Genomic DNA, 21,935 nt, shown 5'->3' with positions numbered 1-21,935 from the left:
ATAGTTTTTTAAAGAATATAATAGATTGGTGTTATTGCTGAGGAAGTTAAACCAAATATGACGAACTTTAAAGACAAAGCAGAAGGGACAGCCTTAGTCGCTGGTGGAACTGCTGCGGGTGCTGGTTTGTCTGCCACTATTGGCGGTATGGGGTTAGTTGGTGGATTTGGGGGAGTAGCCATTGGTGCTGCTCCCGTTACTGCTGCGGGTGCTGTTGTTGGTGCTGCTGCTTATGGTGCCAAAAAAGCTATTGACAATCAAGATTTGTCCGCTTTAGGTGCAGTAGCTGCAGGTGCAGTAACAGGCGCAGGAGTGTCAACCATTGTAGGAGGAATGGGATTAGCTGTCGCAGGAACAGCAGTTGGTGTAGGAATGGCTCCCGTTGCAGCAGTAGGGGCAGTCGTAGGACTCGCTGGCTATGGATTAAAAAAACTTTTTGACAAAAAATAGTATTTTAGGAGGAAAAATTATGGATGACGTTCAATTTACCAATGACGCTCAAGTTATTGCTGCTATTGGTGCTATTGGTGCTATTGCTGCAAATGTTATTGCTGATGCAATTGTAGTTGCAGAAATCACTGCTCCTGCTTCTGGTATTTTAGGAGCAATAGGATTTACAACAACAACGACTGTTGCTGTTCCAGTAGCAGGTGTTGTTGTTTTTGCTGGATTAGCAGGTTATGGTATTTATAAAGGAGTACAATGGGCTAAAAACAACTAGAATAAATTTACATAATTAATCGCGTAGAGACGTTGCCTGCAACGTCTCTACAGGGTTTTAGGGGAAAAATGTAAATTTATTGATTATTTTGGGCATTTTAAATATCAATTAGCTTTATTGGCAAAATTTCTATGAATTTATATCAAAACCAATATCGTACTAAGTCTATTCGATTACCCAATAGAGACTATACTCAAAATGGATGGTATTTTGTCACAATTTGTACTTATAAAAAAATTAATTATTTTGGCGATATTATTAATACTAAAATGCAGCGATCGCCAATAGGTGACATTGCACAGCAATATTGGGTAGAAATTCCTCAACACCATCAGAATATATTTATTGATACTTTTATTATTATGCCTAATCATATTCATGGAATTATCATTATTGAAAATCCTAAATCCAGATGTAGAGACGTTGCAGGCAACGTCTCTACACAAACCATGATTAATGATGAATATAATTTACCTAAAGTCATGTCACAAATATCACCCAAAGCAGGGTCATTAAGTACCATAATTCGATCCTATAAATCTGCTGTTACCCGTTGGTGTGGTCAAAATAAATATAACAATTTTGCCTGGCAACCTAGATTTTATGATCATATTATTCGTAATGATGGATCATTAGAGCGAATCAGAGAATATATTATTAATAATCCGATTAAATGGGAAGAAGATAAAAATAATCCTATAAATTTATGGATATAAATTAGTAATTTTTTAAATTTTTATGAGATACTTTCAGGAGTTATATTATTTTCAAGATCTTCCTTTATGTTAGAACGTCCGTCTTTAGACTATTTTTTATCCCTTAAATATCCTATCTCAATTTACCCTGAAGATGAGGGGGGATATACTGCTTTAATTACCGATTTACCAGGGTGTATAACGCAAGGAGAGACATTAGAAGAAGTTGTCATTAATATTGAGGAAGCAAGAGAATTATGGATAGAAACCGTTTATTATAGTGGCAAAAAAGAGATTCCTTTACCCTCAAGAAAAATGAAAAAAAGTCGCTATAATATCGATTAAACCGCAACCGTTTCATTAATCGAATTAATTACCCTAAATTGTTCGGGATAAAGAATCACATTTTCATAATCATAATCTGTTATTAAACTATTATCAGGAATAGCTAAATCAACTGCATATCCTTCAGGATTTTCATAACATTCAACAATGCTTCCTTGTGTTCCTTTAGGGATAACATTTCTAGCAGAATTAGTTTTAATATCTACTAAGGTAATAATTCCATCATAGAGTTTTGCTTTCATTTTATGTTAATCCTTTTATTTAAGAACTTCCAGCCAATTTGTGATTAATCTAGGGATAGTTTGATTGTTGTCAATTTGCCATTTTGTTACTAATTTACCCTTACGATTATTAAGACCAGTTATAGATATAATAACAGTAAATCTAGTCCCGTATGGACTCGGTTCATCCAAAATAGCTGAAATCTGTTCTAATTCTGAACGTATTTGATTAATAATCAATTGAACTGCTATTTGACGACTTTGGGGACTGTCTATATTATAACCAAGTGCTTGAAAGGCTTTCGATTTTCCCTGATTATTAGGGTTGGATGGATTCATAGAATATTCTGTAAACTTGCGAGGATCAATCTCGGCATATCTCGCCATTGGTAAGGGATCACTAGATTGCGAATTTTGATCCATATTGATAGGCTTTTAGAATACTATTTATACCCTTTTTGATCTTACCATAATAACCCTTAAAGAAGGTGCATTAACGAAGTGTAATGCACCCTACAAAATAAGCATCGCACTAAGGAGAACAAACCCAATAACCATTGGAATGAAAATTCCTTGCTAATAAACTACCACTCCAGCAAGTATCCCATTTAACATTACCTGCAGCCTTAGCTTTTCCGCCGGATATTTCCCAATAGTACCCCTTGTCCTTGACTACATTACCAAAGTACCAAGTTCCTTGAGCTATTTGAGGACTAGCGCAGATCCAAAATCCGTTTTGCTGAAAATCATGTCCCAATAATTGTGTGTTTTGAGGACAGGTATCCCATTTTGCGTTCCCAACGGAAGCTATAGTGTCACCTGCTATTCTTGTGAGGTATCCTGTATTATTACGAACTGTTCCAATAAAAACTACATAATTAGTAGAACTAATAGAGATAGGCTGTCCAGTCTGTTGCGCTCTAGGATTAGGACGCGGCGTTGGTGGACATCCCCCTGGTGGACAAGTCCAATCATCAGGATTACAAGTAATATCTCCCCAACCACATCCCGCGATTGCTGGTGGGATATTAGACAAACATACACTAATTGTCGGAACCGTAAAAGCAACAGCAATTAAGGTTGCTAAATAGAGTTTTTTCATAATTGTCCTTTTTCTACAAACTCAAGTCTTTTCTTTAATTAAAATTGATTAAGGATTAGTATGAATAGTCTCATCAAGACGGAAAAAAACGGGACTTTTCTAAATAATCTTTACAAAAGACAGCTTTTAGCGGATAATAGCGGATAAAGACTGGCATAAACGGTTAAATACCTATGAATTCCCAAGAGTTAGTAAGCTATTTAGATGAGTTGATATTCTCCTCAACAGGAAAACATATTGATAGTTTACAAACGGCTATTTTAAAAGGGGTTTTAAATGGTCAAAAATATACGGATATTGCAAAAAAATATAATTCTAGCACGGGTCACGCAAAAGATGAAGCTTATAAACTTTGGCAAGTTCTTTCTGATACATTAGGTGAAGATATTAATAAGTCTAATTTACGTGCAACTATTGAAAGAATAAAAGGTAAAAATTCTAAGATTGTTGGTAATATTGTTCAAATTGATAAACTTAATTTTTGTCCTAATTCTTATCCTGATATTGAAGAAAATAATGATATTATTCCCGATGATCAAATTATAATTGACCCTATCCAGAAGAAAACAAAACGAGAAACTATTCCCCGTTTAGTTAAATTAGGATTAACAGCAGAACAAATTGCTGAAGCTTTAGACTTATCTATTCAAGAAGTTAGTAAAATTATCGCCAGTCAGCAATAGAATATTCTTTGTTAAGCTAAAATTAATTACAACATCCTGAAACTCTTATGAATCAAGTAACCCTATCCCAAGACATTATCACAGGTATTACTCAACTTGCGAATCAATTAAACTTGTCTGTAGATGAACTCTTAGAACAAATCAGTCAAGGAAAATTAACCATAATTGATACAGAAGAATTAGAAGACTTATTAGATGTACGAGATGCTATCATAGCTGAAACCGATCCTGACAATCAAGAACGGATTTCCTGGGAAGATGTTAAACAAGAGTTAGGATTATAATCTAAGTTATGACAGATTATAGAATTGAATTCCTAAAAACAGCTAAAAAAGAACTGTCAAAACTGTCTAGAGACATTCAGGAACGAATCAGAAATAAAATTGATACGTTAAAAATTAATCCTTATCCTCCTGATGTTAAACAACTCAAAAATGGTGATGGCAGATTAAGAATAAGAATAGGAGACTATAGAATTATTTATAGGGTCGAGAATAATACTTTAGTTGTTTTAGTAATTAAAATTGGCCATCGTAGTAAAATTTATAAACAATAAAAGGAGAAATCATAATTTAAAATCTATCTGAAAACATTTTTTATCCCTTAAATATCCTATCTCAAATATTATGAATCAATATATTTTGTTCAATAAACCCTATGGAGTATTATGTCAATTTACTGATAAAGATAACCCAAATACTCCCCGTCCAACCCTTAAAGATTATATTCCAATTCCTGATATTTATTCCGTCGGAAGACTTGATTTTGATAGTGAAGGGTTATTATTATTAACGAATAATGGCCCTCTAAAACATCGTTTGTCCCATCGAGAATTTGCCCATCCTCGCACTTATTGGGTACAAGTAGAACGCATTCCTGATGAACCCACACTGAATCATTTACGTCAAGGGGTACAAATTAAAGATTATTGTACTCGTCCGGCCCAAGTAAAACTGTTAGCAACTCCCCCGAATTTATCCCCCCGTAACCCCCCTATTCGCTACCGTAAAACCGTTCCTACCTCTTGGTTAGAAATAACCTTAACTGAGGGAAGAAACCGACAAGTTAGACGGATGACTGCTGCTATAGGCTATCCTACCTTAAGATTAGTGCGGGTTTCTATCGGTTTTAAAACAGGTAAAACCCTAGAAAAATTGAGTTTAGGAGACTTAAAACCTGGAGAATGGCGCGAAGCAACTAAACTAGAAAGACATAGCCTAGAAAATCTAAGTTATCAATAATGACAATTGAAACATTCTAAAGGAATAAGATATGCTGACAACTAACTTAAATCAAACGGTTAATTCTTGGTCTAATCTTGAAGATAATATTTTCGTTCCTCATACTGAAGCAGAATATAAAAAATTAGTGGCGATTCTTGACGAATTAATTGATATTGTAGGTGAGGATGAATCTCATCCCTTAGCTTCATTAATGGAAGTAATAGGGGTATTAATTGAAAATTATGAAGATCAATATGTCAGCGAATTGTCTATTTAAAAAAGATCTCTAGTTCAAGATTGTATATAAGATGGTTGTTGAACCCATTTATCACCTATAATAGTTAATTAAGATACCCAATGTTATACCCATAATGGACTCTGTTAACCTTGATCTTAGTTCCTTGATTAATTTAACTGATGAGCAATTTTTTCAACTCTGTCAAGAACACGAATTAGTTAACTTTGAACGAAATGCAGACAGAACAATGGTTTTAATGCCATTAGTTGGTGCATTAACCAGTAATATTAATGGTAATATTACATATCAATTAGGAACCTGGAATAAAAATTATAAATTAGGTATTGTTTTTGGTTCAGATGTCGGATTTACTTTACCTAATGGTGCAGTTCGTTCCCCTGATGCTGCATGGATAAAACAAGAAAAATGGGAAGCATTAAATCAAAATGAAAGAGAAAAATTTGCTCCTTTATCTCCTGATTTTATCATTGAATTACAGTCAAAACAGCATAAACTATCTCGGTTACAAGCAAAAATGCGAGAGTATCTAGAAAACGGAACAAGTTTAGGATGGTTAATTGATTTAGAAACAAAAAAAGTAGAGATTTATAGACAAGGAAAAGACTTGGCAATATTAGATAATCCCAAGACATTATCAGGAGAAGATATCTTACCTGATTTTATCTTAGACTTAACATCAATTTGGTAAATTTATCTTACCAGTCATCTTCTTCTTCTAATACTGCTTTTTGTTGAATGGGTGGTTGTTTAAATTCTTCTGGAAGTTCTTCTGTTTCTTCCTCCCAAGTATCTGTTAAAGGTTGCACTACTTTAGCGATCGCATCTTTAACAAATCCCTTAATAAATTCATCTTTTCGACTTAATTGAAACTGTCTTTGTACAACTTCTGTAATTCCCCCATCTCCCCAGTCTTGATCATGACGGAAATATTCAACAAAACTTTTGCCAGCAATGCGAGTTAAATAAGCTGCTGTTACTCCTTGAATGACTTTACCAATGAGATAGGTTGCCATATTTAATTGTAATACCCTACTTAATAAATCAACGGCCCCTTTAACTACTCCTAAACTGACTAAAGTTTTGCCTAAAGAAAGGGCTAAATCTTTCCCATTATCACTGTTTAATTCGCACCCATAAACTTTACCAATTTCTACTACCATTTGAGCATTAACTGCGGCAGTTGCTAACATATCAACCACAGGTAAAGGGGTAACAGCAATGACACCTGCACCGATCCATTGATAACGATCAATAATCTGATCAGCTTGTCTTTTGCGTTGACGATCAATAATTTTTCTTGCTTCTTCTCCTAAGCGTTGTGATTGTAGTAAAATGTTATCAGCGATTAAATCTTCTCCCTCTGCTCTTAATACCACAGCTAAGCGTTTAATGAGGGGAATAATATCAGGTTCAGGTTGCATAATTTCCCCCGTTGTGCGTTTAAATTGTTGGGGGTTAGCAGCAATAGAAATGACATCAGAAGCAGCAATAAATCCTTTAACTCTTTGCCGTAACTGCTGCATGATTTGCTCTTGTTCTTCTTCGGTATAAAGGTCAATCTTATTAAAAATTAATAGCGATCGCTTACCAATATCTGCCAGAATGTGTAAAGGTTCATATTCTGATTGACGCAAATCATTATCCACCACAAACAACAATAAATCTGCTTCTGTTGCTAACTGTCTAGCTAGAGTTTCTCGTTCCGTTCCTTCTATTCCTGCTTCTAAAATACCTGGGGTATCAGTAATTAAAATTTCTCGTGAAATTCCCTTTAATTTTAAATGATAAGTTTCCCCAATTTTAGTCGTTCCCATAGTAGCATCTACCTGACCAACAATCTCCCCAATTAAAGCATTAACTAAAGATGTTTTTCCGGCTGAACCTGTCCCAAAAACAATTACTTTTAACTCACCTCTGATTAAACTTTGTGCAATTTCTTGGGAACGATTTAATAGTGCTTTTTGGGCAACTTTATCCTGAATTTGTTGGACTTGACGACGGACAGCTTTTAAGTTTTCTTCTGCTGCTTCGGTTTTTTGTTCAGGTAATTTTAGCTGACGACGTTTACTTTTTCGAGATTTCCGAGATGTGGTTAAATTAAAATAATAAATAAACCCATAAATTGATAAACCTAACAACCCCATAATCAGAAAAATCAAAAAATTAGCGAGAAGAGGGGCCGTAAAAGAAACTTGAATATAAAGTCTGTAAATAGAATTAATTAACCAAATAATTAGCCCTAGAATGATACTAAGACCAATAACCAAAATCATTAGACGAGGAAGCGGCATAGATCAGCAATTAACCCTTAACTTATTTATGAGTTTCAGCATTCCTAAAAATGCCCTCATTCACCATTTTATCAATTATTGCTCAAAGCTTGTGGGTTGAAAGATCATTTCATCATTGTTAAACGCTTTAAATTCTAACGCATTGCCACTTGGATCAAGAAAAAACATCGTTGCTTGTTCTCCAACTTCTCCTTTAAACCGAAGATAAGGTTCAATGACAAAATCAATTCCTTGTTGTTTTAAGCGATCGGCTAAAGTTTCCCATTCTTTCATCTCTAAAATAACCCCCCAATGTCTGACCGGAACTTGTTTTCCATCCACAGTATTAACGGGTATTGTTTCAGACTCCGTTAAACAAAGATGGGCAGTAATTTGATGGCCAAAGAGACTAAAATCAATCCATGTCTCAGAAGTTCTACCAACAGGACAACCTAGAATAGTTTCATAAAAATATCTAGTTTCAGCCAAATTAGTTACAGGGAAAGCAATATGAAAGGGTCGAATTGTCATAATTTACTAAGCTACCAAAGTTTGATGAACATTGCTATAATCTTTGAGTAATAACCGATTGATTACAATAAGTATCTTATTTGTGACAGTCTAGAAGGCTGTGTTACTGTTTACCTCTCAATTATAAATACTATCTTCTATGTTTCGACCCCAACCTATTGCACCATTACCTGGTCAAGAGTCTGTCTGGGACTATCCCCGTCCTCCCCGTTTAGAACCCTGTGATCAACAAATTATCATTATTTTTAATGGGATCACTCTAGTGGAAAGTCGGCGGAGTTATCGAGTCTTAGAAACCAGTCATCCCCCATCTTATTACATTCCTCCCGAAGATATTAAAATGGAATATTTACACCCGACAAATCAACAGTCTTTTTGTGAATGGAAAGGGCCCGCAAATTATTACACTATAATGGTTGGGGATAAACAAGCGGTTAATGTGGCTTGGTGTTATCCTAACCCAACTCCAGAGTTTGCCCCCATTAAAGATTATCTGGCTTTTTATGTGAGTCCGATGGATGAATGTTTGGTCAATGGAGAAAAAGTAACCCCTCAACCTGGCGGTTTTTATGGCGGTTGGATCACCTCTGATATTGTTGGCCCCTTTAAGGGTGTTGCAGGGAGTTGGGGGTGGTAACGGTTTCAGTGAGGAGATGAGGAGAAAATTTTCTTATTACCCCATCAACATAAGAGACTTTACAAAAGCTTCTGATTCAAAGTTAAGATTTAATACTACAATTCGGCCAACGTTAGATTGATGAAAAAAAGGGTTAGGAAGTAACTTATATGGGTGAGTCAGAAAAAATCTCAGTTGGAATTATCGGAGCTTCGGGATACGGTGGTGTACAGTTAGTGAGATTACTGCAAGAACATCCCAAGGCAGAAGTGGTGTATTTGGGAGGGAAAGGCAGTGCCGGGAAGCCCTACGCTGAATTGTATCCCCATTTAGGGCATCAAGTTAATTTGACCATTGAACCCATTGACACAGATGCGATCGCGGCTCGCTGTGAGGTAGTATTTTTAGGTCTTCCCAATGGCCTCGCTTGCGATCTGGCCCCCCAACTAATTGAAAAAGGCTGTAAAGTCTTAGATCTCTCTGCTGACTATCGCTTTAGAGACTTACAAACCTATAGTAGTTGGTATCATACAGAAAGAAAAGACACAGAAACCGCATCAAAAGCAGTTTATGGACTGCCAGAATTGTACCGTGAGGAGATTAAATCAGCTTCTCTTATTGGTTGTCCTGGGTGTTATCCTACGGCGAGTTTGATGGCCCTTTCCCCCTTACTGAAACAAGGATTAATCGTGCCAGAAACCGCGATTATTGACGCAAAATCAGGCACTTCAGGGGGAGGTAGACAGGGAAAAATTAACCTTTTGTTAGCGGAAGCAGAAGGATCATTTGGGGCCTATGGGGTAGGAAAACACCGTCATACCCCAGAAATTGAGCAAGTTTGTTCTGAATTAGCCGGTCATGAAGTCAGGGTACAATTTACCCCCCATTTACTGCCTATGGTACGAGGTATCCTTGCCACCGTCTACGCAACCTTAAGAGATCCTGGGTTAGTTAGAGACGATATTTTGACCATTTACAGTGCCTTTTATCGTTCCTCTCCTTTTGTCAAAATCTTGCCTAATGGGGTTTATCCACAAACTAAATGGGCTGCTGGCACAAATCTTTGCTACATTGGCATCGAAACCGATCCTCGCACTGATCGCGTGATTGTTCTCTCGGCCATTGATAACCTAATTAAAGGTCAAGCAGGTCAGGCGATACAATGTTTAAATCTGATGATGGGATGGGAGGAAACCCTCGGTTTACCGAATTTGTGTTTCTACCCTTAAAATTAACGAAAATAAGGTAATACCCATCTCAATTTCATATTATGAAATCACTGCCAGCAAGATGAAAGCCTCCCCCGCATCTGATGAATGTAGGGGCGCAAGCCTTGCGCCCTTACTTCTGACTGATGACTGATAACCGAATCATTGAGAAATTTCATGCTAATTCAAACCCCCGACTGGGTAAAACACGCCGTTTTTTATCAAATTTATCCCGATGCTTTCGCTAGAAGCATCCCCTCTCACCAACAATGGTTATTGGATATCCCCTTAGAAAACTGGGATGCTTCCCCCACTTATCAAGGATATAAAGGGGGAAACCTTTGGGGAGTAATCGATAAGTTAGATTATTTACAAGATTTAGGGGTAACGGCCCTTTATTTTACCCCGATCTTTCGTTCTGCTAGTAATCATCGTTATCATACCCATGATTATTATCAAATTGACCCCTTATTAGGGGGAAATAAAGCCTTTGATATCTTGTTAAAAACGGCCCATGAACGAGGGTTTAAAGTGGTTTTAGATGGGGTTTTTAATCATGCTAGTCGGGGCTTTTTCTTCTTTAATGATATTTTGGAAAACGGCCCTAATTCCCCCTGGTTAGATTGGTTTAAAATTGAAGGATGGCCCCTTTCCGCCTATGATGGCAGTCTTCCCGCCAATTATGTTTCTTGGATTGATTATCGCGCTTTACCCCAGTTTAATCATGATAATCCCGCCGTCAGGGAATATATTATGCAGGTGGGTGAATATTGGTTAAAACAGGGAATTGATGGCTGGCGTTTAGATGTACCAGATTGTATCAAAACTCCAGGTTTTTGGCAAGAATTTCGGCAACGGGTAAAAGCTATTAATCCTGATGCTTATATTGTTGGAGAAATTGCTTTTGATGCCACTCAATGGTTAGATGGAAAGCAATTTGATGGGGTAATGAATTATCCTTTTGGCCGCGCAACTATTGCTTTTATTGTTGGCGATCGCTTGGACAAAACAGCCGTTCCTGGTTTCTATAAACCCTATCCTGCCCTAGATGCGGCTGATTATGCCACAGAAATTAATCAATTATTAAAACGCCATCCTTGGGAAATTCAATTAACCCAATTAAACCTGTTAGATAGTCATGATACAGCCAGATTAATTACCATGGCAGGAGGCGATCATAATTTAGTTAAATTAGCGACTCTCTTATTATTTACCTTTCCTGGTACTCCTAATATCTTTTATGGGGATGAAATCGGTTTAGAAGGAAGTCATGATCCTGACTGTCGTTATGGATTTCCTTCTCCAGAAAATTGGAATCAAGAAGTATTAAGTTATCATCGTAAATTAATACAATTACGTCAAAAATATACAGCATTACGCACGGGAGAATATCACACTTTATATGCTCAAGGAAATATTTATAGTTTCGCTCGTATTTTAGACAATCAAATATTCATTATTGCTCTAAATAAAGGAGAGAAAGCTAATAATATTAAAGTAACAGAATTCGAGAATTGTCAATCAATTTTAGCTTTACAACCGAGTCAAGTTGTGTATGGAGAAGGAACCATTGAATGGGGTCAAGATTATTTAAGCTTAACCATTCCTTCTCGTTCTGGATTAATAATTACTATTAATTAATCGGCTCTACCGAACCTAGGATGTAAAACCATTAAAAATTACAGGCTTAAAATTAGGCTGTGTAGACAGCCTTGGCGCTTATAGAATAAGGCTTTAGCCTGTATTCATTTATTAATTTTACATGGCAAGTTCGGTAGAACCAATTAATCAAGGGTCAACTCTTGAGGTTTTTTCAGAAACATCCTAGGGGTCAACAACCGTTGATCTCTACAAGTATATAAATTAATTTATCTAATTTAGAGGCAGCCAAAACAAAAGGTTCTAACATCGAAGAAGCTATCAAATAAGCCCCCGAAAAGCCAACCCAAGAAATATAAAATCACGGCGTAGTCACCTAGCTAATGCCGTTTTTTTTATGAGTCATGAGGAGAAGACTTAGAAACGGGTGACTGGTAATTTTTCCTCTCCTTTTAGGGTTTGATCATGGGTTAATAAAACCCGCTCAGGTTGATTTTTCAAAAACCCTAAAATAGCTGTTCCAACTAATAAAGTTGCCATGATCGAGAAAAATGCGCCATTAGCGCAAACCCCTAACATAATTAAGCTGAAATTAAAGAAAACTTTGTGGGGGGTTGTCAATGTCATCTCATTTTTCATGGTTGTTAACTCTACTCTTTAAATTCTCTTGATTATAAAGCAAGGTAAGTATTTTTGCGTAAAGATTCCAGAAAAAAAGCAGAACTAATGGGGAGGTGTGGTAAATGGCGATCGCCCTTGTTGAGTCTCGTTGAGTAATTTTTCTAGGGAGTCCCAGTCTTCTGTGTTTATTTGTTCAATAACCTGATCCAATTGTTGACGATAAGTCATCAGCGATCGCAATAAAGCCCTTTGATTATATTGAGCCATCATCATCCCTAATTCGGGGTTTCCCCCTCCAACGCGACTGGTATCTCTAAAACCAGAACTGGCTAATTGTTGTGCTAATTTGAGGACAATGGGATCACTTTCTCTGACACAACTAGCGATTAAACTAGCACTAATCATCACGGGTAAATGGGAGATCCAAGCAACAGCTTGATCATGATTTTCCGGGGAACAATGATAAACAATTGAACCCAGAGATTGAGCCAAATCTTCTAAAATTTTAACTCCATCTTTTGGTGTATTTTCTATAGGCGTAATGACATAAGGAGCATTTTTAAATAAGTTAGTTTGCGCTGCTTCTATGCCTTGTTCGGCTGTTCCAGCCATGGGATGTCCTCCCACAAAGTTTTGCCATAAAGCTGCACATTCCTGGACAATTGGCGTTTTTACTGACCCGACATCTGTAATAATTGTGTCTTTCTTTAAATAGGGTTTTAATTGTTGTAAAGTTGGAAAAATTAAGCCAATAGGCGTACAAATAAAGATAATATCGGTGGAAGCAAGTAAACTTATATTCGTATCAGCTTGGTCAACCACACCTCTTTCTCTGGCTCGTTGACAGGTGTTTTCTTGACGAGAAACCCCCAGAATTTCATGGCCAAGATGGCGCAAATCTAGACCGAGGGAACCACCAATTAATCCTAATCCAATAATACCAATTTTCATTAATAATTTGATCTAGGGTGATAATCTTGACAATTAATTGCTTGTTCTGTATTCGCTTGATCAGGGTTAACAGGACATTTTAGACGATAATCATTCGTGAAATATTGACAGGTGCTACAGGGAATTTTGTGCATTAACTTAGCTCGATTTGTTGTTTCCTGAATGGCACTCCCTAGGGTTAATACTAACATGATCAGGAATGTCCAAGCAGTAATAAAGCAAAGGGGAACAAGAATCCCCTGTAGGATTTCCCTTGAGGTGTAGAGAAGGTGTAACACAGATTTCTAGGAGTTTAGAACTGTTTTGGTTATGGCCATAGAGCCAAGGCTATTTTATTCTTTCTCATTCCCTCAGTCTAAAGCCTAGGGTTATACTAACGAAGCCCGCCTTCACGGGCTTGGCGATAATAGCTAAACCCTTTAGGGTGTCAGCATCAGGGAGAATGAAATAGCCCGGCAATAGAGCCTATTTGATTGGTGAAAATAGGACTCCCACTTAGTCCTATTTTACTTAAAAGTCACCTATTTAATCAGATTTTTTGTAACTCTTAACATTAAGAAATTGTGGAGAATTTTAGATCATAATTTTTTGATTTCTAATAAAAAAAGGCTAACTAAAAGTGGTCAACCAGTAACTTTAAATCAGTTTGTCTGAAATTAAACGAAGGCTTATTCTGATTTTTTATGGCTTTTAGGTAGATTTAAAAATTGATTATTCAGATCATGATTAGCTGCTGAAATTGGAGAATATGAAAAATTTTTAGCAGAAACTTTTCTAAAAACCTGCTGCATAACCATCGTCAGATTATGCCAAGATAGGGTCTGATTTACAGGCAATAAAGAACGTTCTTGCAGAAAATTTTGTAATTTTTTTAGTGCAAGATTAGCCATTTGATATTCAGCAGATGTTTCTGAAACCAATGGCATTGACTTTCTTAAGGGATCACGTTCAATAGCTGCTAAAGCACGACGAACTGCTAAATTAATCTGTGCTTTATATTTTTCTTTTCCTATGCGTTTTTGTTGCTCTTTTCCAATTACACTAGAAGCATAAAGGGGCGGTAGGCGATTAAGGGCATAGGTTGAAACTTCAATTTTGTTAAGATAACATTTGAGATTTTTAGGATAAAATTTGAGTTGTTTTTCCAGTTCTTCTTTTACCAATAATTCCATGATATTGATATGAACCTGAGACGCATTTTCTCTGGTGTTGCTCATGGGAAAATCCTCGATATTAATCAAAAGCAAATAAAACACTAACCACCAAAAAACCTCTTCAAAACCCCAGAATAATAACCACCTAGTCTAGTTTGTGACCATACTAGCGGAAAAACACGGATGCCAGCCAAGGTTTCAGGAATATAATCTCCTTAATTATACGCAAAAAGAAGATAATTGTCGAATATTTTTTTAAAAGTTTACTTTATCAAAACTTTAAATAAATACTTAAGTAGTCTAACTAAATCATTAAAAAATAACTGAAAATTTTCGCAATTAATCAGTAAATTTTGGGAGAGTTATTGAAGAAGTTCAGTAGAAACCCTTAAAAATTTAAACTATCGGTAGGCGATGGTAGGGGGAATTCAGGAATTACCCCCACTAATTGCCTTAAAAATCATCAGGAATCACCCATTGAGGCGGCTGAGTGAGTTTCTTTCGCCTGGCTTCCTCGGCCATTGCCAAAATTTTATCTAAGGAAGTTTCTTGAATAAACTTTGTCGCTTCTTCGGCGTGTTCTCGATGAGGACATTGTTCTCCTAAAATGCAACCATTCACACAATCAATTTGACAGTTAACGGAATTTTCCATAATTTGCTCTACCTTCAAATTTTCCCGGCTCAAACCGTCATCATGTTAACTCAAGAAAGCCACAACCCTTTGTCATTGCTGTTACTTTCAAACTCAGTCAATGATCGAAAATGAGAAAAATCCATATTTTTGGTAAAATTATAGTCAAAGCAGGTAACAATAAGTATGTCCCCAAGCCACTTATCTCCGAAGGATACGTCTTTTCCTCCCTCCTCACGGTTCAGTATTAACTGGAGAGAAGTTGGCCGTGTCATGCTTAAATATTCATTGCCCATCAATCCCATGAATACCCAACCTGACGAGATGGGAACAGATGAGCAACAAGCATCGATTTCCTTAGCCCTGGGATTTGAACCTGATTCTACCCATTATCCTCCCCATCAAACCCCAGGAACAAACTTATCCCCAGATTTAAGCCTTGATATTTCCAAGGATAGAATCTACCAACAAGAACAATTTTTTCAAAAGATATTCCTCTCAGATAATGCTCACAACCTTCCGCAAAACATTGCCATTATCGGAGAATCCGGTATGGGTAAAACCCTTTTCTTACAAAAAATTGCCCATCTGATACTAGAGCAAACGGATAAAATACCCATTTGGATAGGGCCTCATCAACTTAGAAAAAACAAATTACAGGAATATTTATGGGAAAAATGGCTGATTCAAGGGTCAAATCGCTACCGCACCCAAGACTCTATTCCCAGAGAAGTTTGGCAACGAGAATTTGAGCAATTATTAGCCCATCAAAAAGTTTGGTTATTGTGCGATGGCATGGATTATTGGTTTGATGAATCTGTCGATCGGGTTGCGTCCTCTCCTCTGGAATGGTTGATAGAACAACGCCAAGACATGACAGATCAACTACCAATCATCTTAACCTGTCAAACCCAAACCTGGGGAAATAAACCCCGTCTTTTACCCAAATTTGAAGTCTATCAAACTCAACCCTTAGAAAATCACCATCACATTAAACAGTTTATTCAGCAATGGTTTCTTCCTAGCTTGCTCTTCGAACAACGAAAACCCCTCAAAGAACATTTAGATCAGCAATTATGTCGGATTTTAGAGGAACCCGAAACCCAACACCTGCAACGATGGCTGAAAAATCCGCAACGTTTAGCGTTGTTATGCCGTTTTTGGCTGAAAAATCCCAATCAGTTCCCTAAAACCTCCGCGCAACTCTATCAGGGGTTAGTCAATGAATTCTATCAATGGCAAGCAGAAAACATCTCGACAACCCTTCAACAAAAGCAACAATTAAGTCATTTACTGGCTATCTTAGCTCTAAAAAATCAGTCCCACAGTGAAACTTCTTCGATCATTGACTATGAGATGATTGTGGATAGTTTTGGGGAAAATCTTCCTCTATTTTCCTTAGCGGTTCAATTAAAATGGCTGATTCCCGTGGGAATGGTCACAGAAAATGAGGAGAACAATTATTATACTTTTTGCGATCAGACCTTTCGAGACTACTTTGCTGCCCTCGCCATTGATGACTGGCAGTGTTTTTTAAATAGTCATAATACGACCTATCCCATTTTTAGCTACCAATGGCAGAATAGTTTTCGCTTTTGGTTAGGAAGGGAAGATATTTCTACAGACGACAAAGAAACCTTAATAAAAGCCTTGATGACGATTGATGACCAATGTGGCCCAGCCAATTTCTATGGACTGAGGGCCTATTTCATCGCAACCACGGGATTAGGAGAAATTCCTAATTGTTCCTACGGGACGCAAATGGTGGAACAACTTCTGGATTGGGGATTTGAGACTACATCTGTGCCATCTTCCTCTCAGACTGTTGCTTTAAGTTTACGCTCATTGGCAGCAAAAGAGAGTCTTCATACCCTTTATCGTCCCTTGGCCATCGCTGCCCTTATCACTCTAATTGAGAATTCTACAGATGAAGAGGAACAAAAAGAGAGACTACAATTTTTAGGGCGACTGGCAAAAGGCAATGCTGTGGCGATCGCGGCTTTAACTCAATTTCTCACAACGGCCACCTCTCCATCTCTTGGCTGGCAAATCGCGGAAACCCTCGGAACCATTGATTCGGGGAATGCACAAGCGATCGCTATTTTTGTTGAGTTGCTAGAAACTGCCACAACGGACGAAACTCGTCAAATGGCTTTTTTAGGGTTAGAAAAAATTGCCCAAGGTAATCTTCAAGGGATCAAAGCCCTCATTCATTTACTCCACAGTCAATCTTCTCCTTCCCTAAGACGACGGACGTTTCAAGCCTTAGAAATCATTGGCCAGGGCAATGCTACAGCTATTGCTATTCTGGTGCAACTCATTCGGACAACTAAAGAAATTGGCATTCGACGGCAAGCGGCCGAAAGTTTGGAAAAAATTGATCCCGGCAATCCCACCGCCATTACTGTTTTGGTACAATTACTGGAAACAGCTAACAACCCAACCATTCGTCAAGAGGCGGTTTATAGTTTAGGAGAAGTTTGTCCGGGTAATGTTCAGGCCATTATGGCTTTGGTCACTCTTTTACAACAAAATAATGATGTTTATCTGGGTTGGATTGCCATTAGTAGTTTAGGCAAAATTGGCGAAGGAAATGAACAGGCGATCGCTATTTTAGAAAACCTTATGCACTCTGGGGAATCCTTACTACTTCGTAAAGAAGCCTTAGATAGTTTAGGCAAAATTGCTCCCAAAAATTCCGCCATTATGCAAGTTTCTCTTGAATTAATGAAACAGGTGGAAGATGAGGAAACCTATCGAGAAATTGCGGAAAGTTTAGGTAAGCTTGATCCTGGAAATCCAGGGGCTATTAATGGGTTAACCCAAATTTTACAAACCTCACGGGATGAATTTACCCTTCGTCAAGCCGCAGCAAGTTTAGGTAAAATTAATCCAGGCAATTTAGAAGCGTTGAGGGTATTAGTTAATCTGATTCAGTCTACGGATGATGCCGATATTCGAGGGTTAGCGGCTGAAAGTTTGGGAGATATTGGCCCAGGAAATCCGGTGGCAATGGCTACTTTAATTCGATTATTAGAAACCAGTACCAATCTTGAAAACCTCCGATGTGCTGCTAAAAGTTTGGGAAAAGTTGCCCCAGGAAATAAAGAAGCGATCGCCGTTTTTGTGAAACTTCTCCAAACCGTAAATAATTCCAATCTAGGAATAGAAATTGCTGAGAGTTTAATCGATATTTTGCCCTTGAAACAAATGCCTCAGATCGTGATTCAATTACGGGATTCTTTATTAAAAGAACCTGATTCCGAATCCTCTGCTTGTTACAAAGTAATGTGGCATTGCGCCCAATATTTATCTTATCGAGAGTTTTATCAAGCTTGGCATCAACGGGCTTTACCGACTCCCTTACTCTCGTCTAAAAATCTCCCGAAACCTCTTATTCCGCCTGTTGTCAATTCATCTTTAACGGTCCTTGAAAAATTAGGGCAAGAGACAGAAAAAATTCCTCAATTCAATTCAATTAAGTTAGTGTGGATTGAAAGTAGTCGCTTTATTGATCCAGGAAATCCTGCGATTGATATTTACGATCAAATGTTAGAACAACAATGTCAACCCTTTGAACATGGGTTGCCAGAAAACCTAGCAAAATTACGTCTTTATTGGCATCTTTTACAGCGAAACTCATCAAAAACTCAATTAATTTTATTGTTTTATGATGATGCTCACACTCCTCATTTATCCACTGATTTCTTAGAAATCTTGGGTAAATTTAAAGGGGTTATTGGTGTCATCAGTCAGCAAACATCGTCCGCTATCCCGATTTTTTCCCCAGATGATCCTCAGTTAATCCCCACATTATTAGAATGGATGACTAAACAAGTTCATTCACCCCTATAAAATACCGACAAAATGTAAGGGGCCATGGCCACTAATTAACTCAATTAATAAACCCAGAAATCCCACCATCGCTAACCGTCCATTCCAGACTTCAGCGGCCGTCGTCATCCCCCAGGCCCAACGTTCTTGGGGATACATTTTCATGTTTTTCTTGGGATGAGTGACACAATCAAAGGTAATGGGGGGTTCTTGCAAAGAATGCACCACTAACTGAGCGAGAGAGTCAATAAAAAGAGGATGGGTATTTAAAGCAGGAACCCGTTGAAAATTAGTAATGCCCGCTTCTTCAGCCAATTCTCGATACTCAATATCAATTTCTTGTAAGGTTTCAATATGTTCTGAAACAAAACTAATGGGAACTACCAATAAATCTTTGATTCCTTGTTCCCCTAATTCTTGTAAAGCGTCTTCTGTATAGGGTTTTAACCATTCCACCGGGCCCACCCGACTTTGATAAGCGAGGGTATGAGGGTTGGGACGGTTCAGGGTTTTCATGATCAAGCGCGTACAAGCTTCAATTTCTGCTTGATAAGGATCACCCGCTTCTTCTACATAGCTTTGAGGAACCCCATGGGCGCTGAAAAAGATATGAACTTGGTCAGGGTCAGCAATTTTGTCTAATTCTTGAGCAATTAAATCCGCCATGGCCCCCAAATAGCTTGGATGATCGTACCAAGAGGGAATTAAGGTATATTCAATTTGTCTCAGGGATGAATCCTGTTGCCACATTTCTTCCAGAACACGGAAACTAGACCCACTGGTACTGATGGAAAATTGGGGATAAAGGGGAAGAATTACTAATTTTTGCAGGCGATCGCGTTTAATGCGAGCGATGGCTTCTTCTGTAAAGGGATTCCAATAACGCATTCCAACATAGATACTGGCTTCTTGGCCAATTTCTGCCAGTCGCTGTTCTAGAGCTTCCCCTTGTGCCTCCGTAATCTTTCTTAAGGGAGAGCCTCCCCCAATTTGGCGATAATTTTCCTGGGATTTGCCACTTCTTAGGGTAGAAATGAGCCAAGCTAAGGGTTTTTGTAGCCAAGGAAAGGGTAAACGAATGATTTCTGGATCAGAAAACAGATTAAATAGAAAGGGACGAACATCCTCTAACTGTTCTGGGCCCCCTAAATTGAGTAATAAGATCCCAACGCGATCCATAGTTTTAAATAAAGAGTTAACATTTTGTGATTCTTTACTAATTTTAACTGATTGATGGCCCCCATGCACGTCCCTTTGCTTTGTCTGAGGATTTTTTATTTCCTGGGGCCCCAATTTCTTGAGGTGAAGATATTCAACCCTAATTAGATTAATTAGCCAATTGTGTTAATATTAAAAGCGGTCATCGACGTTAGCAAAAAAAATATTCGTGTAATTTACTTCAGAATAAATTGATACAATTCTTACCTGAAGAATTAACAAATTGAGAAGAAGGTGCAAAATGGAAGAATTACTAGAACTCAAGGATTTACTACTAGCGGGAAATATCAATGATGCTTTGTTGCTAGTAGAGGAAATGACGGAAATGAGCAAAGATGATAAGCTTAACAAAATTTTTAGTTTTGGTAAGATTTTGGTCTTACATCTGATTAAACAAGCAGCAGAAAAGCGGACAACAAGATCATGGGATTTGTCTATTGCTAATGCCACCAAAGAGATTCAACGCACTAATAAAAGGCGCAAAACGGGGGGAATATATCTAACAAAGGAGGAATTGCGAGAGACGTTAGAGGATGCCTATGAATTGGGGTTGAAAGGTGCAGCAAAGGAGGCTTTAGATGGTAAATATGAAGCAGAAGAAATTGCCGCTATGGTTGATCAAATAGCAATTATTGATCAAGCGATGGGGTTGATTTGGGAATAATGGGATAGAATTTTCACCAATGAATAATGAATAATGAATAATTACCGAGAACCTAAAGATGAGAGGATTGTTGAAAATGGAAAATATCTGAATTATTGTAAGCGTTCAGAGGGTTAGGCAACTAAAGGCATAGACTCATCTTTTCTTTCAAGATTGGAAGTAACGCTCGCATCTTCTCGATCTTCAGAGTAGATCGCTGTTGGAACTAAAGATGGTGTTGAAAATCCTTGTCGATGTGCGATGATGGTTTCTCGGATAAAATCCAAAACACTACGATTTTGAGACCGCAAACTACTTACCACCGTCAGCATTCTCGCCACGAATATACTGCCATTCTCACTTTGAGAACCAAAACTGTTCTTTTTCCACAATACAGCAGGGCGAATCGCTCTTTCCGCCGAATTATTAGTCGGTTCCACATCTTCTACTTCCACAAATAACCACAAGGCTGTTTCCACCTTCAACATCTGAAACTCCCGTTTTAGATGCGCCCAACATAACTGTCTTCGCTTCACATCCACCCAGTTGTAACTACCTAAACGATCGCTCCCCCATATACCCTCAAAATTTTCTCCCAACAAATGGCTCTCCCGTACTTGTGGTGATAAGTAAAGCTTATAATTCGTAGGGTGGGTTAGACGCGGCTATGATTTTGATGAAAAACTAATAAGTTTTAATCCGCGTCGTAACCCACCATCTTAAGTATTGTAGCTGATTATACATTTTATACCAAGATGTCGGGAGAGCCAAAATCTTCTGGAAGATTTAAGTCTTCTTCTCTTGCCATTTCTATTTTGTCTTTTTCTTCATCAGTTAATGAAGCACGATCTTGATCTAAATCTCCGATAATTTCTTCATCTATCCTATCTAACAACTCTCTGTCATCAGCTTTTGTTCTCGCTCTTGCCCGTCTTGCAACATCATCATGATCCAAACAAACATCTTGAATAATGACACCCTCTGGACTATATGTAAAAAGTAAACGACTGGCTTGAGTAATTCGAGCTTCCCAAATTTTTCTAGAGATCCCTTTGAGTTTTTTGACCCTTAATCCTCCATCAAATTGCCTTTGAGCAATTTTGTCAATACACTCCCATGTGCTTGTGTACAAAGCCTGATCTTGACAATCTTTTAAAAAGGCTTCAACGTCTGAATGAATATGTATAGATATACTCTGATTAGTCATAAAAATAAACCGGAACATCTATAAGCTAGAATGCCCACAACTTTCTCGGAACTAACAAACCTTATTTCAACAGCAAAAAGCACCCCCATTTCTGAGAGTGCTTTTTTGCTAATATTTAGTTGTAATCAAGGAATTAACCGTTGATAGCAGGAGCAGAAATAGGCTCAGCAGAAGCTAAGTCTAAGGGGAAGTTGTGAGCGT

The 21,935-nt window shown here is 37.7% G+C and carries 27 protein-coding genes and 1 pseudogene; 15 read left to right on the top strand and 13 right to left on the bottom strand.

Translation table 11 applies throughout. The annotated features are described in order from the left end of the window. Positions 1-57 precede the first annotated feature (57 nt). The 4 genes from VB715_RS12645 (at position 58) to VB715_RS12630 (ending at position 1,761) form a co-directional block, all read left to right on the top strand. Positions 58-450 (top strand): hypothetical protein, encoded by a 393-nt coding sequence (locus VB715_RS12645; protein WP_323301576.1) that lies wholly within the window; start codon positions 58-60, stop codon positions 448-450. A 19-nt stretch (positions 451-469) separates the two neighbouring features. Beyond that, positions 470-721: a hypothetical protein gene (locus VB715_RS12640; protein ID WP_323301575.1), complete on the top strand. Its 252-nt coding sequence runs from the start codon at positions 470-472 to the stop codon at positions 719-721. A gap of 131 nt (positions 722-852) precedes the next feature. Further along, a complete protein-coding gene (locus VB715_RS12635; RefSeq protein ID WP_323301574.1) occupies positions 853-1,437 on the top strand; it encodes a transposase in 585 nt (194 codons plus the stop codon). A 66-nt stretch (positions 1,438-1,503) separates the two neighbouring features. Further along, positions 1,504-1,761 carry a type II toxin-antitoxin system HicB family antitoxin gene (locus VB715_RS12630; protein WP_323301573.1) on the top strand — a complete coding sequence of 86 codons (258 nt, stop codon included), beginning with the start codon at positions 1,504-1,506 and terminating at the stop codon, positions 1,759-1,761. Here VB715_RS12630 and VB715_RS12625 read toward each other — a convergent pair. From VB715_RS12625 to VB715_RS12615, 3 genes are all read right to left on the bottom strand, one after another. After that, positions 1,758-2,003, bottom strand: a complete 246-nt coding sequence (locus VB715_RS12625; protein WP_323301572.1) for a hypothetical protein — start codon at positions 2,001-2,003, stop codon at positions 1,758-1,760. The two genes, VB715_RS12630 and VB715_RS12625, sit on opposite strands and share 4 nt — an antisense overlap. Positions 2,004-2,018: 15 nt before the next feature. After that, the gene (locus VB715_RS12620) at positions 2,019-2,405 is read right to left on the bottom strand and encodes a DUF6883 domain-containing protein (RefSeq protein ID WP_323301571.1); all 387 of its coding nucleotides are present in this window, start codon (positions 2,403-2,405) and stop codon (positions 2,019-2,021) included. A 109-nt stretch (positions 2,406-2,514) separates the two neighbouring features. Then, positions 2,515-3,084 carry a hypothetical protein gene (locus tag VB715_RS12615; RefSeq protein ID WP_323301570.1) on the bottom strand — a complete coding sequence of 190 codons (570 nt, stop codon included), beginning with the start codon at positions 3,082-3,084 and terminating at the stop codon, positions 2,515-2,517. Positions 3,085-3,257: 173 nt separating this feature from the next. On the opposite strand from VB715_RS12615, the gene VB715_RS12610 reads away from it, so the two are divergent. From VB715_RS12610 to VB715_RS12585, 6 genes are all read left to right on the top strand, one after another. Further along, the gene (locus VB715_RS12610) at positions 3,258-3,767 is read left to right on the top strand and encodes a hypothetical protein (protein WP_323301569.1); all 510 of its coding nucleotides are present in this window, start codon (positions 3,258-3,260) and stop codon (positions 3,765-3,767) included. Positions 3,768-3,814: 47 nt separating this feature from the next. Next, positions 3,815-4,051, top strand: a complete 237-nt coding sequence (locus VB715_RS12605; RefSeq protein WP_323301568.1) for a hypothetical protein — start codon at positions 3,815-3,817, stop codon at positions 4,049-4,051. 8 nt (positions 4,052-4,059) lie between these two features. Then, complete coding sequence (locus VB715_RS12600) at positions 4,060-4,323, top strand: type II toxin-antitoxin system RelE/ParE family toxin (protein ID WP_323301567.1); 264 nt, start codon at positions 4,060-4,062, stop codon at positions 4,321-4,323. A gap of 70 nt (positions 4,324-4,393) precedes the next feature. After that, positions 4,394-5,008 carry a pseudouridine synthase gene (locus tag VB715_RS12595; protein WP_323301566.1) on the top strand — a complete coding sequence of 205 codons (615 nt, stop codon included), beginning with the start codon at positions 4,394-4,396 and terminating at the stop codon, positions 5,006-5,008. Positions 5,009-5,039: 31 nt separating this feature from the next. Beyond that, complete coding sequence (locus VB715_RS12590) at positions 5,040-5,267, top strand: hypothetical protein (protein WP_323301565.1); 228 nt, start codon at positions 5,040-5,042, stop codon at positions 5,265-5,267. 91 nt (positions 5,268-5,358) lie between these two features. Continuing rightward, positions 5,359-5,937, top strand: coding sequence for a Uma2 family endonuclease (locus tag VB715_RS12585; protein WP_323301724.1), 579 nt, complete (start codon positions 5,359-5,361; stop codon positions 5,935-5,937). A 7-nt stretch (positions 5,938-5,944) separates the two neighbouring features. On the opposite strand, the gene VB715_RS12580 is transcribed toward VB715_RS12585, so the two are convergent. Beyond that, positions 5,945-7,540, bottom strand: coding sequence for a GTP-binding protein (locus VB715_RS12580; RefSeq protein WP_323301564.1), 1,596 nt, complete (start codon positions 7,538-7,540; stop codon positions 5,945-5,947). Positions 7,541-7,615: 75 nt separating this feature from the next. Beyond that, positions 7,616-8,050: a VOC family protein gene (locus VB715_RS12575; protein WP_323301563.1), complete on the bottom strand. Its 435-nt coding sequence runs from the start codon at positions 8,048-8,050 to the stop codon at positions 7,616-7,618. 139 nt (positions 8,051-8,189) lie between these two features. Between VB715_RS12575 and VB715_RS12570 the strand changes: the two genes are divergently transcribed. The 3 genes from VB715_RS12570 to VB715_RS12560 all read left to right on the top strand — a co-directional run bounded on the left by VB715_RS12570 (position 8,190) and on the right by VB715_RS12560 (position 11,515). Then, positions 8,190-8,687 (top strand): DUF427 domain-containing protein, encoded by a 498-nt coding sequence (locus tag VB715_RS12570; RefSeq protein ID WP_323301562.1) that lies wholly within the window; start codon positions 8,190-8,192, stop codon positions 8,685-8,687. Between the two features lie 149 nt (positions 8,688-8,836). Then, entirely contained in the window at positions 8,837-9,895 is a 1,059-nt protein-coding gene (gene argC / locus VB715_RS12565) for an N-acetyl-gamma-glutamyl-phosphate reductase (RefSeq protein ID WP_323301561.1), read from the top strand. Positions 9,896-10,051: 156 nt separating this feature from the next. Further along, a complete protein-coding gene (locus VB715_RS12560; RefSeq protein WP_323301560.1) occupies positions 10,052-11,515 on the top strand; it encodes a glycoside hydrolase family 13 protein in 1,464 nt (487 codons plus the stop codon). Positions 11,516-11,890: 375 nt separating this feature from the next. On the opposite strand, the gene VB715_RS12555 is transcribed toward VB715_RS12560, so the two are convergent. The 5 genes from VB715_RS12555 to VB715_RS12535 form a co-directional block, all read right to left on the bottom strand. Beyond that, a complete protein-coding gene (locus VB715_RS12555) occupies positions 11,891-12,100 on the bottom strand; it encodes a hypothetical protein (RefSeq protein WP_323301559.1) in 210 nt (69 codons plus the stop codon). 96 nt (positions 12,101-12,196) lie between these two features. After that, positions 12,197-13,045, bottom strand: a complete 849-nt coding sequence (locus VB715_RS12550; protein WP_323301558.1) for a prephenate/arogenate dehydrogenase — start codon at positions 13,043-13,045, stop codon at positions 12,197-12,199. Then, positions 13,045-13,323: a hypothetical protein gene (locus tag VB715_RS12545; RefSeq protein WP_323301557.1), complete on the bottom strand. Its 279-nt coding sequence runs from the start codon at positions 13,321-13,323 to the stop codon at positions 13,045-13,047. Before VB715_RS12545 ends, VB715_RS12550 begins: the two co-directional genes overlap by 1 nt. Positions 13,324-13,713: 390 nt before the next feature. After that, on the bottom strand, positions 13,714-14,217 hold the full coding sequence (locus VB715_RS12540) for a late competence development ComFB family protein (RefSeq protein WP_323301556.1): 504 nt from the start codon (positions 14,215-14,217) through the stop codon (positions 13,714-13,716). A gap of 435 nt (positions 14,218-14,652) precedes the next feature. Further along, on the bottom strand, positions 14,653-14,853 hold the full coding sequence (locus VB715_RS12535; protein ID WP_323301555.1) for a hypothetical protein: 201 nt from the start codon (positions 14,851-14,853) through the stop codon (positions 14,653-14,655). A 282-nt stretch (positions 14,854-15,135) separates the two neighbouring features. On the opposite strand from VB715_RS12535, the gene VB715_RS12530 reads away from it, so the two are divergent. Further along, a complete protein-coding gene (locus VB715_RS12530; protein ID WP_323301554.1) occupies positions 15,136-18,687 on the top strand; it encodes a HEAT repeat domain-containing protein in 3,552 nt (1,183 codons plus the stop codon). On the opposite strand, the gene hemH is transcribed toward VB715_RS12530, so the two are convergent. Beyond that, a complete protein-coding gene (gene hemH, locus VB715_RS12525) occupies positions 18,682-19,845 on the bottom strand; it encodes a ferrochelatase (RefSeq protein WP_323301553.1) in 1,164 nt (387 codons plus the stop codon). The genes VB715_RS12530 and hemH overlap by 6 nt on opposite strands. A 280-nt stretch (positions 19,846-20,125) precedes the next feature. On the opposite strand from hemH, the gene VB715_RS12520 reads away from it, so the two are divergent. After that, entirely contained in the window at positions 20,126-20,548 is a 423-nt protein-coding gene (locus VB715_RS12520; RefSeq protein ID WP_323301552.1) for a DUF29 family protein, read from the top strand. Positions 20,549-20,748: 200 nt separating this feature from the next. On the opposite strand, the pseudogene VB715_RS12515 reads toward VB715_RS12520, so the two are convergent. After that, positions 20,749-21,129, bottom strand: a pseudogene (locus VB715_RS12515) (IS66 family transposase); the annotation flags it as partial. Positions 21,130-21,272: 143 nt separating this feature from the next. Continuing rightward, complete coding sequence (locus VB715_RS12510) at positions 21,273-21,734, bottom strand: hypothetical protein (protein WP_323301551.1); 462 nt, start codon at positions 21,732-21,734, stop codon at positions 21,273-21,275. Between the last annotated feature and the right edge of the window lie 201 nt (positions 21,735-21,935).

This window comes from Crocosphaera sp. UHCC 0190 (assembly GCF_034932065.1).
In the GTDB taxonomy this organism is placed as follows: Bacteria; Cyanobacteriota; Cyanobacteriia; order Cyanobacteriales; family Microcystaceae; genus UHCC-0190.
Note: the sequence above shows the minus strand (reverse complement) of the source record. Positions and strands in the feature narration are given on the sequence as shown.

Bases quoted from the DNA above. Each gene is read 5' to 3' on its own strand.
- VB715_RS12620 (WP_323301571.1), bottom strand. From the start codon at position 2,405: ATGGATCAAAATTCGCAATCTAGTGATCCCTTACCAATGGCGAGATAT.
- VB715_RS12625 (WP_323301572.1), bottom strand. From the start codon at position 2,003: ATGAAAGCAAAACTCTATGATGGAATTATTACCTTAGTAGATATTAAA.
- VB715_RS12520 (WP_323301552.1), top strand. From the start codon at position 20,126: ATGGAAGAATTACTAGAACTCAAGGATTTACTACTAGCGGGAAATATC.
- VB715_RS12600 (WP_323301567.1), top strand. From the start codon at position 4,060: ATGACAGATTATAGAATTGAATTCCTAAAAACAGCTAAAAAAGAACTG.
- VB715_RS12640 (WP_323301575.1), top strand. From the start codon at position 470: ATGGATGACGTTCAATTTACCAATGACGCTCAAGTTATTGCTGCTATT.
- VB715_RS12610 (WP_323301569.1), top strand. From the start codon at position 3,258: ATGAATTCCCAAGAGTTAGTAAGCTATTTAGATGAGTTGATATTCTCC.
- VB715_RS12590 (WP_323301565.1), top strand. From the start codon at position 5,040: ATGCTGACAACTAACTTAAATCAAACGGTTAATTCTTGGTCTAATCTT.
- VB715_RS12615 (WP_323301570.1), bottom strand. From the start codon at position 3,084: ATGAAAAAACTCTATTTAGCAACCTTAATTGCTGTTGCTTTTACGGTT.
- VB715_RS12630 (WP_323301573.1), top strand. From the start codon at position 1,504: ATGTTAGAACGTCCGTCTTTAGACTATTTTTTATCCCTTAAATATCCT.
- argC (WP_323301561.1), top strand. From the start codon at position 8,837: ATGGGTGAGTCAGAAAAAATCTCAGTTGGAATTATCGGAGCTTCGGGA.
- VB715_RS12645 (WP_323301576.1), top strand. From the start codon at position 58: ATGACGAACTTTAAAGACAAAGCAGAAGGGACAGCCTTAGTCGCTGGT.
- VB715_RS12535 (WP_323301555.1), bottom strand. From the start codon at position 14,853: ATGGAAAATTCCGTTAACTGTCAAATTGATTGTGTGAATGGTTGCATT.
- VB715_RS12595 (WP_323301566.1), top strand. From the start codon at position 4,394: ATGAATCAATATATTTTGTTCAATAAACCCTATGGAGTATTATGTCAA.
- VB715_RS12555 (WP_323301559.1), bottom strand. From the start codon at position 12,100: ATGACATTGACAACCCCCCACAAAGTTTTCTTTAATTTCAGCTTAATT.
- VB715_RS12605 (WP_323301568.1), top strand. From the start codon at position 3,815: ATGAATCAAGTAACCCTATCCCAAGACATTATCACAGGTATTACTCAA.
- hemH (WP_323301553.1), bottom strand. From the start codon at position 19,845: ATGGATCGCGTTGGGATCTTATTACTCAATTTAGGGGGCCCAGAACAG.
- VB715_RS12575 (WP_323301563.1), bottom strand. From the start codon at position 8,050: ATGACAATTCGACCCTTTCATATTGCTTTCCCTGTAACTAATTTGGCT.
- VB715_RS12510 (WP_323301551.1), bottom strand. From the start codon at position 21,734: ATGACTAATCAGAGTATATCTATACATATTCATTCAGACGTTGAAGCC.
- VB715_RS12540 (WP_323301556.1), bottom strand. From the start codon at position 14,217: ATGGAATTATTGGTAAAAGAAGAACTGGAAAAACAACTCAAATTTTAT.
- VB715_RS12570 (WP_323301562.1), top strand. From the start codon at position 8,190: ATGTTTCGACCCCAACCTATTGCACCATTACCTGGTCAAGAGTCTGTC.
- VB715_RS12635 (WP_323301574.1), top strand. From the start codon at position 853: ATGAATTTATATCAAAACCAATATCGTACTAAGTCTATTCGATTACCC.
- VB715_RS12530 (WP_323301554.1), top strand. From the start codon at position 15,136: ATGAATACCCAACCTGACGAGATGGGAACAGATGAGCAACAAGCATCG.
- VB715_RS12560 (WP_323301560.1), top strand. From the start codon at position 10,052: ATGCTAATTCAAACCCCCGACTGGGTAAAACACGCCGTTTTTTATCAA.
- VB715_RS12580 (WP_323301564.1), bottom strand. From the start codon at position 7,540: ATGCCGCTTCCTCGTCTAATGATTTTGGTTATTGGTCTTAGTATCATT.
- VB715_RS12550 (WP_323301558.1), bottom strand. From the start codon at position 13,045: ATGAAAATTGGTATTATTGGATTAGGATTAATTGGTGGTTCCCTCGGT.